Source organism: Micromonospora sp. NPDC049101, from assembly GCF_040648675.1.
Lineage (GTDB): Bacteria > Actinomycetota > Actinomycetes > Mycobacteriales > Micromonosporaceae > Micromonospora.
This window is the reverse complement of sequence record NZ_JBEZED010000037.1, coordinates 24,973-39,329: the sequence shown is the minus strand read 5'-3', so window position 1 is coordinate 39,329 and position 14,357 is coordinate 24,973. Positions and strand designations below refer to the sequence as shown.

The window sequence follows — 14,357 nt, the reverse complement described above, 5'->3', positions numbered from 1 at the left end:
TTCGTGCCTGGTCGAGCACGGCCGGTCGTCATCCGACCTGACCCCCGCCCGCAGGCCCAGAATCTCTTCGACGGCGCCCGCCTGCTCTCCGGCTGCCAGGCGTTCTCGAGCTCAAGCGCGCCCGGTCCGACGGCCTCACCTTCGCGTAGCAGCACCACCGCCACTGGGAGAGCCGGTTACGCCCGCACCGGTCGACCCAGGTCTGTCCATGCTTCGTCACCGGATGTTCGGCCTCGCGTCGACTCGAATCGATAGGGTGCGTTGGCCGCCACCGACGGCGGTTCGGGTGGAGGGGCGTCGATGCGCAGGACAACGGAGTGGCGGGCCCGTGCCCTGGGCGCTCTCGCGGGCGCGGTCGCGCTGGTGGCGGCCCTGCTGCCGCCGGCCCCGGCGGCTGCCGCGAGTGCGGGCTTCAGGGCAGCGACGCTGAACATCTACTACGGGCTGAGCCAGGCCGACTTCGTGCACGACCTGAACCTGATCGTGTCCAGGGCGGATCTCGTCGGTCTCAACGAGGTCGGTGCCCGCAAGGCGTTCCTGGAGAGCTGGGCCGCCGACAACGGCTGGTGGTTGTACGCGCCGGGCGGGACCAACCAGGCCGGCGAAGCGTTGATCGCCAGGAAGAGCATGTTCGACGTGGTCGACAAGGGGTCGATTTTCGTCTGCGACACCAACGGTCCGGGCGAGGTGCCGCCCGCGCGGTACAACAACTGGGTCAAGTACCGGCACAAGGCCAGCGGCCGCATCGTGACCCACATCAACGCCCATGCGGTGGCCAGCATCGAAAACGCGGGCCGGCCCGAGGACCTGCCGCGCACCAGGTGCGCCGAGGCGCAGTTCCAGGGACTCAAGGACCTGGCGGTGGACAAGCAGGACGAGGGCCAGGTCATCGTGAGCGGTGACCTCAACGTCGACTTCAGCGCCGACCGGAGCTACGGGTACGCGAAGTTCCCGTGGCAGGTCTTCGAGGCCAACGCCCTGCCGAATCTGCGCTCCAACTACAACCTCTACGGCGAGAAGGGCACCGGAACGCACGGCAACCGGCACATCGACTACGTCTACTTCTGGAAGCGGCTGCCCGATCACCAGGTCATGTGGATGACCGATTACGACATCGTCGGGGGCACCAGGTCCGATCACAACGGTGTCGTCGCGACGCTCTCCATCCAGAACTGACGCGCCCGCCTCCGGCCGGCCACGAGTTTCTGGAGCGGTTTGTGCGGCCGGGGGCAGACGCCACACGCGTGTCACGGCAGACGACAATGCGAGCGTGACCGACACCGCGCCGTCTTGGCTGCCTACCGTGATCGACCTCATCGACGGGCACCTGTACCGGGTGCTGAAAGGCGCAGAGGATCCGGTGATGGTGATCGAGGAGCTGAAGGGTGCATTGGTCGAGCTGCACCCCGAGGTGTTCGTGCGGGGTGTCGACAAGCTGTACCCCATCTACGCCGACCTGTCGGACATTGTCGACGGCTTCCCGTTCGACTACGGCGACGGTGCCGAGATGATCGCCCAACGGGAGATCCGCGACGTTGCCTGGGACTGGTTGAGCATGGCGCGTAACGCCGATGGGTTGAACATCTACATCGACCGCTGGACCGCGAGAATGGCAGCCTTGCCGACCATCGAGGAAGGGCGGCCGTTCCGCGGTATCGCGGGCTAGCACGCTACTGCTCACGGGTACGGAGGTGGTCGACGTACGCGGCGGCATGACCCTGTGGACCGACCGGTCGTACACGGTAACGGCCTGGGTGCGCCTGACGGACGCCAACCGTGACGGCCGCCCGGACGGCCCCGGCGACCAGGTGATCGCCAGCCAGGACGGTCGGGAGCAGGCGACCTTCTACCTCCAGTACGAGACGGACAGCGGCCGGTGGGCTTACAAGGTTCCGACGAGCGACTCGGGGGCCACGAACTGGCCGACCGTGGAGTCGATGTCCCCGGCGGCGGTCAACCGCTGGACCCACGTAGCCGCGGTCGGGAACGCCGGATGGGGGCACTTCCAGCTGTACGTGGACGGCGTACTACAGGGAACCGGCGCGGCAACCACCTCACCCCCGTCGACCGGAGGGTTCCACCTGGGAGTGTCGATGCGCGGAGGTTGGCTGGTCGGCGCGCTAGACGACGTGCGGGTCCGCCAGCGGGCCCTTCAGCCCGCCGAGATCGCCGAGTTGTCGAGCTGAACAGACTCGAGGCCGAACCCGTCGACGAGTGGGATCGTGAGTGGACATCAGGTCCTGGACGACTTCGCGTCAAGGATCGCAACGACGTGGTCCGCCAAGTCCCGGCGAAGCACCGAGACCTGGGTATACGACCTCGCAGCGGGTCCGGCGAGTGGGCGGACCACCGGACCGTCTGCCATCAGTCGGCCCGCGAGCCGGTACCCGTGGGCACCCTCTCGTGATGTGGGCTGACGATCGCCGGCTCGAGTTGTTCTGGAAAGACCACCGCGATTCGGGCCTGCGCGGAGATCGAGGGACTCGTCGTGCGCGAATTCGACGAAATCGGTTTCCCTGCCGGCGCGGGCACGGCGTGGCGCCAGCGCAGCATGGAGGAGTGGATCCAGCGCGTGCAGCGCTACCAGGCCGACGGCCTCGACGTGCTGCTGACCGGGCTGTCACCGCTGGGTGAGGTGCCGGCGAGCCCTTCGGCCACCGAGCTCGACGGGATCGCGGCGTGCTTGCTGGACGTCGGTTCGCCACGGCAGGCGTAAGGCACCGGAGCTGTGCTAACGGTCCAGCCACGGCCCTGTCGGTTGGCAGGGTTCGACGGCTTGCGGTGGTGGCGACTCGGACAGGCCGAGGGCTCCGAGGGTGGTGTCGAAGTTGGTCTGCCAGCCGTACTCCAGGAAGTCGGTGATCACCTTGCTGAGTTCGCCGCACAGCCGTGGCATGTTGTTCGGGATGCCGATGGCGTACTTCTCCGATCCGTTACTCAGCCGGATCGGTGGACTCACGCCAACCGCTCGTGCGTATCCGGCGAGGACCGAACGGTCGCCCGACACGGCATCGACCTCCCCGCTCTTGTATCTGTTGATGCACTCGGCGATGGAATCGGCCGGTACCGGATTCCAGTTGATCTGATCCAGTCTCTTGAAGGTGGTCGAGCCCTTGATGGCACACACCTTGCCACGTGGGATCGCCGCTATGGTCTTGGCATCGCTCCGGCTGAGAAAGCCCTGGGTGTCGACGAAGTAGGGCCCGGCGAAGTCGATCACCTCGGCTCGTTCCGGGGTTATCGAGAAGTTGGAGATCACGAGTTTGACGGGTTTCTGGAGCGGGCTCTGGTCAGTGGCGCGCCACTTCCCGTGTAGCGCGTTGATCCGGTTGTCCAGGGTGCCCAGGTCCACCCACTTCAGGTGTGCGTTCTCGAAGTGCGACTGGATCTCGTTGGCCAGGGCGACATCGAACCCGGTCCCGCCGTCCTTGTCGGTATGCCAGCCCTCGTACTCGAAAGCGTTGTAACCGATCCGGACCTCGCCCGACATGTAGTCGAACGGGTCGGGCTCCCGCTGGAACCACCAAAACGCGGCACTGAGGACGAGGGTGCCTGCGGTGAAGTAGACAGCGCCCTTCATCCTCCACGACCTGCCGCCCGGCTTGCGGAGGGCGGGAGTCTTGAATACGCCCCGGTCGACTAGGATCGTCACCACGATCGCCGCGATGTTGATGGGCACGCTGATGATGGCCGCAGCGTTCGCACCCCACGCTTCCTTCTGGAACAGCAACACGCAAATTCCGACCGAGGCCAAGGCGACGGGCAGCAGCCAGAAAAGTTGCCTGCTGATCGAATGTCGCACGGGGACGGGGACGGGTTCGGTCGAGGTACTGTTCGCTGTTGTCGCTTGGGTCATGATGATCATCCTTGTGCCGCTGGTGCACTGCCTGGTCGGTGGCGCGATAATGTGCCGGTTGCCCCACGCGCCGACCTCATGACGAACGAAATTCGTGTTTGCGTTTTTTGGAACGTGTCGGTCATCGAACAATGCCGGGTACGGCGAGTAGATTTTCGCATGACCGGAGCTTGATGAACGAGGCCAGTCGTCCCCGCAATAAGTCCGATAGGCGACTGATCTCGATCGAATGTGTTCTGACTGCCCGAGAGGAGTCCGTCGGTCGTGGTCTCCTTAGTTCCCTCGCCACACGGGCCGTCGCAAGATGTTCACACCGCGTCTGACTGCCCTTCGTTCTGGGTGAGTGTTTGAGTGGGCTGTCGGTCGGGCTACTTGAAGGTGCGTCGTTGTTGTCGCCGGGCCGGATCCCGTCGGTGAGTCGGCGGACATCTGGTTGACCGCGGCCCATTGAAGCGAAGCTTCACTGGCGCAACGCGGATCGCGGCAGATCAGCGCGCCGGTGAAGCAATTCCCGCTGATGCTTCGGCGACGTTGAATAATCCGAGGGTGGATGTTGCCGATCTGCTCGCTCGGGCTGCGGCCATGGTCCCGGCTGATGTCGCCAACGGGGCCGGCGTGACGGTGACCGGCGCAGCTGATGTGGCTCGCCGAAACCGCCGCACGGTGCCATTGGGGTAGGTGGGAAAACATCCACGGCATCATCCGCGCCGAGTTACGGCTCCTGTCGCCGTCCGAAGGTGGCCGGCGCATGCCGATCCCGGGCAAGGGCATCCTCCGACCGCTGTGGGACCTCGGCCGGCTTACGGCTGTGGGGGATCCCGATCTGCTCGTGGCACGCATCTGGGTGGAGTCCCAGGCTCGACGTAGTTTCGACCCATGCTGGAGGCGTGGGGACTGACCCTGACCACGGACATAGCGCGGCAAGTCAGGCAGTGGCGGGCTGAAGGCTACACATGGCGCGCCATCGCTGCCTCCGCCGACGACGCATGGGGCACCGACTCCCGCGGCAATCAACTGTTCGGCGAGGACCTGTGCCTGGAGAGCGCGCAGTTGCTCGGCGAGAATCCGAACGCCGATCCCTGGAACTGACCCGGGGTTGACGAGTACCCACCGGCCGACGCTGCCACGTGTAACCGCCCATCACGGAGTTCCCCGATGCCCAGAGATCCTGCCCCCGTTAGTTGGTCCGCTGGACGGATGGCGGCGGGTGTGCTTCGAGCGTGTCCGGGGCCGGCGCTCGTGCGCGGCGCAACACGCCCTGGACGACGAACCCGACCTTCTCGTACATCCGCTGGGCCCGACGCCCAGTGCACAGTGTTGGATTCCACGCGAGCATCCTTGCTCTGTGGGGTGCGAGTGCTGGGCAAGTCTCGCCGCCACTGCCCGGTGGGTCGGTTGAGTCGCTGGTCGCGCAGGTCGGCACGCGTCAGGCCAGGGTGTACTCCAAGACGTAGGAGTGGCCGCCGTCGTCGGACTGGATGATCTCGAATGCTCCCGCGATCCCGGTGAGGTCACCGGAGCCCGTTCCCGGGACGACGCGGATCGCGAGTTGCTCACCGTGGCTGCCGGGTGCGCTGTGTTGCAGGACGAACGAACCCTTGCGGCCGTCAAGTTCGCCCGTGAATCGCTCCACGGCGACGTAGGCAGCGGGACTGCCCTCGTTGTCGGCCACCGACAGCATGGTCACCGTACTGGTGCCGGCCAGGCCGCCCTGGAAGGTCTTGGTGACCCGCGCCCGGCCAAGCGCGGCCCCCGGGCCTTCGTCGAGCACCTCTGGCTCGAATGATGTGACATCAAATGTTCCGCCAGCCTTCGAGCTCATGTCGCACCTTCTCATCTTGGTGGCATTTGTCGCGCAGCAGCCTTGCAGACGGCACTGACATTCCCGGACGGTGACCCTCGGAGGCCCTGCTCACTGCTCCGGCGGAGGGCCGACAGAGCGTCGATAGTCGTGTCTCACCCCGAGGGTGACCATGCCCGGCGGGTTGGCCAGCGTCCAGCTGAGAGCGGTACATAGGATGCGCTGATGAACCCGCCTGATGATCTGATAGGGCGGCAGTCGGAGGCCGAGCTGCTGACTCACAACTCACTCAACGGGGCGACCGGTGGCATCTGGCGGGTGAACCGCGATGGCCGCAATACGATCTTGAAGATCGCGGCCCCGCCGGGCCGGAACGGGGTGCCCGCGCACTGGGCGGCGAGCGCCGACCAGGGCCACTGGAACTACTGGCAGCGAGAAGCCCTGGCCTACCGCGACGGGCTGGCGGAGACTGCCTATTCGGCGGCGGGCATCCGCGCTCCGGCCCTGTTGGAGTGGACGGACCGGCCCGACGGGTCGGTCGCGCTGTGGCTGGAGCACGTCGACGGCGTGCCCGGCACCGCGGCAACGCCCGCGACGCTTGGCGACTTCGCCGAGCGGCTCGGCGCTGGGCACGCGTTTTGGCTGGGCCGGCGCCCCACCGAGCCATGGTTGTCCCGCGACTGGCTGCGCGACTACACCACGACCCGCCCCGTCACCGAACCGATCCCCTGGGACCATCCCACCGCGGCCTCCGCCTGGCCGCACGACCTCCGGACCAGCCTTCGAGAGCTTTGGCTACGCCGGTACGACGTGCTGCGTGCCACGGATGAGCTGCCCCGCACCCTCTGCCACCACGACGTCTGGCCGACGAACCTGATCGTCGACGACTCGGGGCCGGTGCTGCTGGACTGGAGCTTCGTCGGCCCAGGTCCACTCGGCGAGGACGCCGCCAACCTCATCCTCGACACGTTCTTCGACGGCCTGGTCGACCTGGTCCTGATCGACGAGGTCGTCGAACTGGTCACCACCGGCTACCGTCGCGGCCTCGCTGGCGCGGTGGACGCCGCCACCGTCCGCCGCGCCATCCAACTCACCGGCGCCGCGAAGTACTTCTGGTTAGCGCCCCTGATGCTCAACCGCCTCATAACCACGCCCACGGATGCCCGCCAGACCTACGACCTCCGTAACACGGTCACCATGTTCACCGGTCGCCGCCGCCCGCTGGAGTTGGTCGCCGCCTGGTTCCAGAAAACCCGCTGACCCATCACCAGACCGCCGTGCGCGTGCGGACCACGCCCGGCGACGAGGGCGAGGAAACGGACGACTGACCGCGGCACGCAAGGAGATCGCGGCGCTCCGGGCCGCCGACGGGACGATGCCCGACTCGCCACCGCCGGAGGTCACGAACCCTCGGGGGTGTCATCGACGCCGCCAGTAGCCGAGGCGATTTGCTGCCGCACGTGGGTGGGTGGGCGTCGCGCGACGGAGGTGCAGGGTGAAGGCGGTGATCCAGGTCCAGCCGAGTCCGATGGTGATGCGCTGGTACAGGCCCCGGTATTCGGCGATGGCCAGGCCCTGGATGAGGAGAAGCATTGTCACGCCGGTGATCGCGCTTGTTGTCGCCCAGACCCAGGACCGACGTCGGGCAGCGTGACATGCCCAGGTGAAGGTCAGCAGCGGCAGGGACAGGAACACCACGCTGCCGGCGGCGTTGTGCGCGGTGCCGTGCCAGGTGCGCTGGGCCTGCCCGGCGACGTCGGTGACGAACAGCCCGGAGGCGATGAGGGCAGCACCGAACAGGCCGGTGAGGGCAGCCGCGATCCAGGCGGCCGGCCCGGGGTGCAGGGCGCGGCGTACACCGAGGGCACAGAGCACGAACAGGGCGCCGCAGACGAGAAAGTTGGTGATCTGGATCCATCCGGTCGACCCGAGGGCCAGCTCGCTGGCGGCTTGGCGGATCGGGCGGTATCCGGGCCGTAGCGCGCCGCCGACGAGGACCACGATGACGAACAGAGGCCCGGCAGCGGTACCGCAGGCGAGGAGCCGGCGGGTGGTGACGCTTTCCTTCATGACTCCATTGGGCGTGCGGGACCGGAATCGTGGTAGCGGCGGCCGTCGGTCCCCATGGCGACGATTGTGGCGGTTCCGAACCTACTTTCGTCGGTACGGGCCGGACGGGGCGCCCGGTCCCGGCCTACCGTTGGCGCCGTGGTGGGGGCCAGGTTGAGGTGGACGCAGTCCGTCGTGCGGCGGGATGACTCACCGAGGCGGCGGTCAGTCGACGCCGTGGTGGTGGCGGTCGCGTTGCTCGCCGGTCTGCTGTTGCTGGCCGGGCCGACCGTTGACCCGCGGGGCGGCAGTGGCCTCACACCTGTGGTCTTCGCGGCCGGGGCGGGCGCGCTGTGGTGGCGCCGGAGCGCACCGGTCACGGTGGCCTGGAGTGCTGTCGCTGGCAGCGCCGTCCTGGTCGCCGTCGAGACTCTCGGCCCGGACAGCTCGATCCGGCCGGGCGAGAACACGATCATGTTCCTCATACCGGCGGCCCCGTTCGCGGCTTAGGTGGGGGTGCGGTACGAGGGCGGAGGGGTGCGAGTTCTTGTCCGCAACGGAGTGGTTCGGTCGGCGGCGGACGCGCGCTTGGCCGCTTCCGGGTCGGGGACCGGGCTGCACGGGTTGCGGCGTCGGGTCGAGTTGCTCGGCGGCACGCTCACGGCCGGGCCCGAGCCGGGCGGTGGTTTCACGCTGCGGGCGCGGCTGCCCGGCGTACAACAGCGGGGGTCGTCATGATCCGGATCGTGGTGGCTGACGACGATCCCTTGGTCGGTGCGCACCTGCGCACAATCCTGGGGAGCGCCGGCGACATCGAGGTTGTCGACACCGTGGCGGACGGGGCCGCGGCGGTCGAGGCCGCCATCCGGCACCGTCCGGACCTGGTCCTGATGGACCTGCGCATGCCGGGTGTCAACGGACTTGTCGCCACCGAGCAGATCGCCGCTCTGCACCCGGCCCCGGTCGTGGTGGTACTGACAACGTTCACGGCCGATCGGTATCTGGCTGCCGCGCTACGTGCCGGAGCCAGCGGTTACGTGCTAAAGACCACGCCGCCGCGCGAGTTCGCCAACCTCGTCCGCACCGCCGCCGCCGGCCACCTGATCCTGCCGCCCGGTGCGACCCGGCTTCTGCTGCCCGCGGACCCGTCGGTCACCCTGCCGAACGGTCTGTCCGAACGGGACCGGCAGATCCTGACCGGCCTGGGACAGGGTCTGACCAACGCGCAGTTGGCGGCCCAACTGCACCTCGCCGAGGCTACCGTCAAAGGCTACGTTTCAAGGGTCCTGACCCGACTCGGCTGCACCAACCGGACCGAGGCGGCCCTCCTCGCCCAGCGCGCCGGGCTCGTCAGGTACGGGTAGTCCGAGCCGAGCAGGCCCCAGAGAGGCCCGACGCCCCCGGCAGGCCCGGCGGCACAGGGAGGGTCAGGTCTGCCGCCACACCCGGAACGTCTGGTCGAGTCGCCACGTGCCGTCGGGCTGTCGTGCCTCGTTGCGCCAGCGGAACTCGTCTGCCTCGATGTCGGAGAAGGTCCAGCGCAGATCGCCGCCGTCGAGCACGATCTGCTCGCCGACGCGGGAGGCCAGGAAGGTGTGTGTCCGACGCCGTCCCGGTCCCACCCAGGTGGAGCGCCAGACCCCGGCACCGGCGGTGGGATCGGGGAATCGCACGCTGACGCCGTGTTCGACGCCGGGCAGGATCCAGACATCGGTGGTGGCCCGGCCGCCCAGCGCGTACCCGAAATGCCACTCGCCTCGCCGCACGGTGGGGGACCCGTCGGGGTCGTACTCGGTGCAGTCCAGGGCCCAGGAGCCCGAGAACTGCCCAAACAGGCTGAGGTCGACGCCGTCGGCCGGCTCGTCCGCGAGGAAGGCGGCACCGATGGCACCGGATGACGTGCGCACCATGCCAGAACGATAGCGCCGGCCGTGGCGGCGCGATCAAGACGAACGAGCTTCGTCGATCCTTGACACTCGCTGATGCGATCGCTAACACTGGTCCGCAACGCGACCTTAACGAGCAGAACACATTGTGCCTGTAACGGGCGGCGCACCAGAGCTGTCCCGTGTGGCGGGTTGCCCGCCGCCGAAACCGCGAAGCCCTCCAGGCCGCGCCCGAGTTGATCTTGTTAACGCTAACAACGTTTGTCGTTCCGGAAGGGGTCGTGACCGTGGTTCCGTGGCGAACGACAGCGGCATCGACCACCGGGTCCAGCGGGTACTCCCGGATCCGGATCCTGGTGCTCTCCGCCGTGGCCGCCGCCGCGTTCGTGGTGGTCGCCGACGGGCCGGCGCAGGCCGCCACGCTGCCGACCGGCGCGGTTTCGCTGGAGGCGGTCAACCAGGCCGGACGATTCGTACGGCACGTCAACTATCTCGGTCAGCTCGACCCGGTGACCTCCGGCAGCGCCAACCAGACCAAGCTCGACGCCACCTTCACCGTGGTCAACGGCCTGGCATCGCCCGCCTGCTACTCGTTCCAGACCAAGACCGGCCTGTTCCTGCGGCACCGCGACTACCGGCTCCGGGTCGACCCCAACACCGGTGACGCGGGGTTCCGCGCCGACGCCACCTTCTGCGCGGTGGACGGCTCGGTCTCCGGCTCGGTGGCGCTCACCTCGTACAACTACCCGGACCGGCGGATCCGCCACCGCGACTACGCGCTCTGGATCGACACCTACCAGGACACGGCCGCGTTCCGGGCGGACAGCTCCTTCCGCCTCGCCGCGCCGTGGGCGCCCAGGACCACCAAGGGGCCGGTGCTCCCGGGCCTCTTCGCCGACCCGCACCTCGCCGTCTTCAACGGCCGCTACTACCTGTACCCGACCACCGACGGCTACGCGGGCTGGGCGGGCACCTACTACAAGGCGTTCTCCTCCACCGACCTGGTCAACTGGACCGACCACGGCGTGATCCTCGACCACGGCCCGGACGTGTCCTGGGCGGACAACTCGGCCTGGGCGCCGGCGGTGGCCACCGCCAACGGCCGCTACTACCTGTACTTCAGCGGCGGCGCCGCCAGCGGCAACACCGCCAAACAGCTCGGCGTGGCCGTGGCCGACAGCCCCACCGGGCCGTTCCGCGACGCGCTGGGCCGGCCGCTCGTCCGCGGCGACCAGTTCTCCGGTGGGCAGGCCATCGACCCGATGGTGTTCACCGACGACGACGGGCAGTCCTACCTGTACTGGGGTCAGGGCGTCGCGCGGGCGGTACGGCTGAACGCGGACCTGACCTCCTTCGACGCGGCACAGGTACGGGTCGTCACGCCGTCCGGCTACAACGAGGCCCCGTTCGTGTTCCGGCGCAACGGCCTCTACTACTTCATGTGGTCGGAGAACGACACACGGAGCGAGGACTACCGGGTCGCGTACGCCACCGGCTCGTCGCCCCTCGGGCCGTGGACCAGGCGCGGCGTGGTGCTACAGAAGCGCCTCGACGTCGGCGTCAAGGGCACCGGCCACCACTCCGTGGTCCGGGCACCCGGCAGCGACACCTGGTACATCGCCTACCACCGGTTCGCCGTGCCGGCCGGCAACGGCACCAACCGGGAGACCGCCACCGACCGGATGGAGTTCAACGCAGACGGCACCATCCGCCCCGTCGTACCGACCCTCTAGCTGACCCGGATGCCCCTCCGCGAAGGAGAAAGACACATGTCGAGAGTCCTCGCGCGGCTCGGCGCGGTCGCGGTGGCCGCGTGCCTGCTGTTCACCACCTGGTCGGCGGCGACACCGAAGGAGGCGTCCGCGCTCGATCCGACAGTCGGTTACCTGATGGCGCACTTCACCGGTGAGTCGTCGACCGCCCAGCAGATCTACCTCGCCCACAGCACCGACGGCCTGCGCTGGACGGACCTCAACAACGGCGGGCTCGTCCTGCGTTCCACGGTCGGCACCCGTGGCGTTCGCGATCCCGCCCTGGTCCGCTCGCCGGCCGGCGACAGGTACTGGATCATCGCCACCGACCTGTGCATCGGCTGTGGTCAGGACTGGTCGACCGCGATCAACAACGGCAGCCGCAACCTCGTCGTGTGGGAGTCCACCGACCTGGTCAACTGGTCCGCGCCGTGGCTGCTGAACGTGGCCGGCGCGATCCCGGACGGACGCAACGCCTGGGCGCCGGAGGCGATCTGGAACCCGGAAACCGGCGACTACGTCCTCTACTGGGCGACGAACGTCCCGCTCAACGGGGCGACCAAGCACCGCATCTACGCCGCGCGCACGACGAACTTCCGCAGCATCACCACACCGCAGCCCTACATCAACCGACCCGGTAACCAGGAGATCATCGACACCCAGATCGTCGAGGTGCCGTCCGGCGTCGGCGCCTACCGGTACGTGCGGGCCTCCCGGGACGGCCAGATCGCCATCGAGGGCAGCAACTCCATCCTCGGCACCTGGACGAGCCTCGGGAACCTGTCCGGCATCGGGTTGACCGGTGCCCAGGTCGAGGGCCCGATGTGGCTGAAGTACAACAACCGCAACGAGTGGGTGCTCTACCTCGACCAGTACGCCAGCGGGCGCGGCTACCTGCCGGTGCTGACCACCAACCCGTCCAGCGCGAGCAGTTACCGGCTGCCGGCGTCCGGCTCGTACGCCATGGGTGGCACCAAGAAGCGGCACGGAACGATCCTCAACCTGACCGCCGCCGAACAGGACCGGGTGCTCGCCCGCTGGCCCGTCACCGCCGTCAACCGGATCCAGTCGTACAACTTCCAGGACCGGTACGTGCGGCACTACGACTACGACGTCCGCATCGACCCGAACGTCAGCCCGGCCCAGGACGGTCAGTGGCGGATCGTGCCCGGCCTGGTCGGCTCCGGCACGGTCTCCATCCAGTCGGTCAACTACCCGGGCTACTACCTGCGCCACTACGGGTTCGACTTCCGGCTGGAAGCCAACGACGGCACCGCCACCTTCGCCGCCGACGCCACCTTCCGACAGGTCGCCGGCCTCGCCAACTCCTCGTGGACGTCGTTCCAGTCCTACAGCCACCCGGACCGCTACATCCGGCACTACAGCTACCTGCTCCGGCTCGACCAGATCCCCGACGCGCAGAGCCGTGCCGACGCGACCTTCCGCGTGACCGGCTAACCCCTCAAGATGTCGAGCCCGGAGAGGCACGATCTAGTGATTGGACAACGCATGGAACGGATCAGCCGGTCGTTGCGCCGGACGTTGATCGCCCTGGTAGCCGCCGTGACGGCGATGGTCGGCGGCGTGGTCGTCGTCGCGTCGTCGCCCGCCGCCGCCGCCACCAACCAGTTCCGAGGCATGAACTGGGCCATGTTGGGTGACAACTTCAAGACCAGCCCGCTCGTCGTGCAGGGTCTGAGCATGTCCGACAGCAACGCGACGGTGCGGGCCAAGGCCAATGCCATCTACGACGACATGGCATCCACCATGGGCGTCAACACCGTCCGGCTGCCCATCAACACGCACACGGTGGGTACTGCCTGGTGGGAGGCCTACCGAGGCGCGATCGACGCCGCCACCGCCCGCGGCTTCAAGGTAATCCTCGCCTACTGGGAGGACGCCGCCGCCTCCGGCGGCAGAATCACGAATCTCGCCGCGTGGAACACGATGTGGTCCACGGTGACCAACACGTACGGCTCGAACACCAACGTCTACTTCGAGCCGATGAACGAGCCGCACGGTTACAGCTCGACGGAGTGGCGCAACGTCGCCGCGAACTGGCTCAGCTACCACACCTCGGCGGTGCCCGGCCGGGTGCTGATCGGGGGCACCGGCTTCAGCCAGGACCTGCGTGACATCTGTAACGACAGCCGCTTCAACTCGACGCTGCTGTCCTTCCACTACTACACCTTCTTCTACGGCGCGATGACCTACGACGGCTTCCGCAGCCACATCCGGGAACGCCTCGGAAACTGCGCCTCGCGCGCGGTCGCCACCGAGTTCGGTGGTCCCATGAACGACGGTCGCAACTACGCCGACGCGGGCAGCACCGACAACTTCGTGCGCTACATCCGCGCCATGGCCCAGGTCATGCGGGACAACCAGATGGGCGGCACCTACTGGCCGGCCCTCGGCGGCAAGACCGGCACCATCGGCTACGACTGGTACTCGATGTTCGCCCTCACCGGCAGCGGCACCGACCTCAACCTGACCGTCCGCAACACCTCCGGCGCGGACCGGATCCGGTACGCGTGGGGCGACACCATCGGCGGCGGCGACCCGACGACGCCGCCGCCGTCGACGGGAACGTTCTACCGGCTCGACGTGCGGCACAGCGGCAAGGCCATGAACGTCCAGTCACCGAACACCGACAACGGCGCGCGTGTCGCCCAGTCCACCTACGGCGGCAACGCCTGGCAGCAGTGGCAGTTCCAGGACGCCGGCAGCGGCTACTGGCGCATCGTCAGCCGGCACAGCGGAAAGTGCCTCGACGTGGTGAGCGCGTCGACCGCCGACGGTGCCGAACTCGTCCAGTACACCTGCGGCAGCGGCACCAACCAGCAGTTCCAGATGGTCACCAACGGCAACTACTTCCAGCTCCGGGCCCGACACAGCAACAAGTGCGTGGACGTACCGGCCGCGTCGACCGCGGACGGCGTGGTCCTCAAGCAGTACACCTGCAACACCGGCACCAACCAACAGTGGTCCCGCACGGCGGTCTGACCGTCGTCGCG

Annotated in this window: 15 protein-coding genes; 11 read left to right on the top strand and 4 right to left on the bottom strand. The window is 68.0% G+C overall.

The window, feature by feature from the left end; all coding sequences use genetic code 11:
- Positions 1-300 precede the first annotated feature (300 nt).
- The 4 genes from AB0B57_RS33370 (at position 301) to AB0B57_RS33355 (ending at position 2,716) form a co-directional block, all read left to right on the top strand.
- On the top strand, positions 301-1,176 hold the full coding sequence (locus AB0B57_RS33370) for an endonuclease/exonuclease/phosphatase family protein (RefSeq protein WP_357079168.1): 876 nt from the start codon (positions 301-303) through the stop codon (positions 1,174-1,176).
- A gap of 94 nt (positions 1,177-1,270) precedes the next feature.
- A complete protein-coding gene (locus AB0B57_RS33365; protein WP_357079165.1) occupies positions 1,271-1,666 on the top strand; it encodes a hypothetical protein in 396 nt (131 codons plus the stop codon).
- A gap of 25 nt (positions 1,667-1,691) precedes the next feature.
- The gene (locus tag AB0B57_RS33360) at positions 1,692-2,186 is read left to right on the top strand and encodes a LamG domain-containing protein (RefSeq protein WP_357079162.1); all 495 of its coding nucleotides are present in this window, start codon (positions 1,692-1,694) and stop codon (positions 2,184-2,186) included.
- Positions 2,187-2,488: 302 nt separating this feature from the next.
- Positions 2,489-2,716, top strand: a complete 228-nt coding sequence (locus tag AB0B57_RS33355; protein ID WP_357079159.1) for a hypothetical protein — start codon at positions 2,489-2,491, stop codon at positions 2,714-2,716.
- A gap of 15 nt (positions 2,717-2,731) precedes the next feature.
- Here the strand turns inward: AB0B57_RS33355 and AB0B57_RS33350 are convergent, their stop codons facing one another.
- Positions 2,732-3,856 (bottom strand): transporter substrate-binding domain-containing protein, encoded by a 1,125-nt coding sequence (locus AB0B57_RS33350; protein WP_357079156.1) that lies wholly within the window; start codon positions 3,854-3,856, stop codon positions 2,732-2,734.
- Positions 3,857-4,732: 876 nt separating this feature from the next.
- Between AB0B57_RS33350 and AB0B57_RS33345 the strand changes: the two genes are divergently transcribed.
- Positions 4,733-4,945, top strand: a complete 213-nt coding sequence (locus AB0B57_RS33345) for a hypothetical protein (RefSeq protein ID WP_357079152.1) — start codon at positions 4,733-4,735, stop codon at positions 4,943-4,945.
- 337 nt (positions 4,946-5,282) lie between these two features.
- On the opposite strand, the gene AB0B57_RS33340 is transcribed toward AB0B57_RS33345, so the two are convergent.
- On the bottom strand, positions 5,283-5,678 hold the full coding sequence (locus AB0B57_RS33340; RefSeq protein WP_357079149.1) for a DUF3224 domain-containing protein: 396 nt from the start codon (positions 5,676-5,678) through the stop codon (positions 5,283-5,285).
- A 324-nt stretch (positions 5,679-6,002) separates the two neighbouring features.
- Here AB0B57_RS33340 and AB0B57_RS33335 point away from each other — a divergent pair, with 324 nt between their 5' ends.
- Positions 6,003-6,917 carry a phosphotransferase gene (locus AB0B57_RS33335; protein WP_357079145.1) on the top strand — a complete coding sequence of 305 codons (915 nt, stop codon included), beginning with the start codon at positions 6,003-6,005 and terminating at the stop codon, positions 6,915-6,917.
- A 159-nt stretch (positions 6,918-7,076) separates the two neighbouring features.
- Here AB0B57_RS33335 and AB0B57_RS33330 read toward each other — a convergent pair whose 3' ends face one another.
- Complete coding sequence (locus AB0B57_RS33330) at positions 7,077-7,727, bottom strand: DUF998 domain-containing protein (RefSeq protein WP_357079142.1); 651 nt, start codon at positions 7,725-7,727, stop codon at positions 7,077-7,079.
- Between the two features lie 174 nt (positions 7,728-7,901).
- On the opposite strand from AB0B57_RS33330, the gene AB0B57_RS33325 reads away from it, so the two are divergent.
- On the top strand, positions 7,902-8,216 hold the full coding sequence (locus tag AB0B57_RS33325) for a hypothetical protein (protein ID WP_357079139.1): 315 nt from the start codon (positions 7,902-7,904) through the stop codon (positions 8,214-8,216).
- Between the two features lie 236 nt (positions 8,217-8,452).
- On the top strand, positions 8,453-9,070 hold the full coding sequence (locus tag AB0B57_RS33320) for a response regulator transcription factor (RefSeq protein ID WP_357079136.1): 618 nt from the start codon (positions 8,453-8,455) through the stop codon (positions 9,068-9,070).
- 63 nt (positions 9,071-9,133) lie between these two features.
- Here the strand turns inward: AB0B57_RS33320 and AB0B57_RS33315 are convergent, their stop codons facing one another.
- Positions 9,134-9,616 (bottom strand): hypothetical protein, encoded by a 483-nt coding sequence (locus tag AB0B57_RS33315; protein WP_357079132.1) that lies wholly within the window; start codon positions 9,614-9,616, stop codon positions 9,134-9,136.
- A gap of 257 nt (positions 9,617-9,873) precedes the next feature.
- Here AB0B57_RS33315 and AB0B57_RS33310 point away from each other — a divergent pair, with 257 nt between their 5' ends.
- The 3 genes from AB0B57_RS33310 to AB0B57_RS33300 are packed head-to-tail and all read left to right on the top strand — an operon-like array spanning position 9,874 to position 14,346.
- Positions 9,874-11,325 (top strand): family 43 glycosylhydrolase, encoded by a 1,452-nt coding sequence (locus tag AB0B57_RS33310; protein WP_357079128.1) that lies wholly within the window; start codon positions 9,874-9,876, stop codon positions 11,323-11,325.
- Between the two features lie 36 nt (positions 11,326-11,361).
- Positions 11,362-12,801, top strand: coding sequence for a glycoside hydrolase family 43 protein (locus AB0B57_RS33305; protein WP_357079125.1), 1,440 nt, complete (start codon positions 11,362-11,364; stop codon positions 12,799-12,801).
- A 51-nt stretch (positions 12,802-12,852) separates the two neighbouring features.
- On the top strand, positions 12,853-14,346 hold the full coding sequence (locus AB0B57_RS33300; RefSeq protein ID WP_357079122.1) for an RICIN domain-containing protein: 1,494 nt from the start codon (positions 12,853-12,855) through the stop codon (positions 14,344-14,346).
- Positions 14,347-14,357 lie beyond the last annotated feature (11 nt).